This is a genomic window from Pseudomonas sp. PDM25 (genome assembly GCF_019219045.1).
GTDB lineage: Bacteria > Pseudomonadota > Gammaproteobacteria > Pseudomonadales > Pseudomonadaceae > Aquipseudomonas.
Genome location: NZ_JAHUWL010000093.1, coordinates 1 through 288, shown reverse-complemented (window position 1 = coordinate 288; position 288 = coordinate 1). Strand labels below are relative to the sequence as shown.

General features: G+C 58.0%; 1 pseudogene. It reads right to left on the bottom strand.

Annotated features, from left to right (window positions below):
• Window positions 1-288 (bottom strand): annotated as a pseudogene (locus KW848_RS31475) (type VI secretion system tip protein VgrG); the annotation flags it as partial.

Below are 288 nucleotides of genomic sequence, written 5' to 3'. Positions count from 1 at the left end.
CAACTGCTCTTGTCGCTGTTCAGTTCGGCCCGGTCCCAATTGAACTCGACCTTGACCCGACCGTACTCATCACAAAAGATTTCCTCGCCGGCAGGCCCGGTGACACGGGCGGTCTGGCTCACCAATTTCTTTTCACGGGTGACCAGCGGTGGACGGTAGAACACGTCCCAGGGAATCGCGGTGAAGGTGTTGCGGTAGCCTTGGGTGAAGCCATCTTCGGCGTTCTCTTCGCTGGTGACCGACTCCTCCAGAACCTGGGGCTGTTTTCCTTGGTGATGAACACTGCAC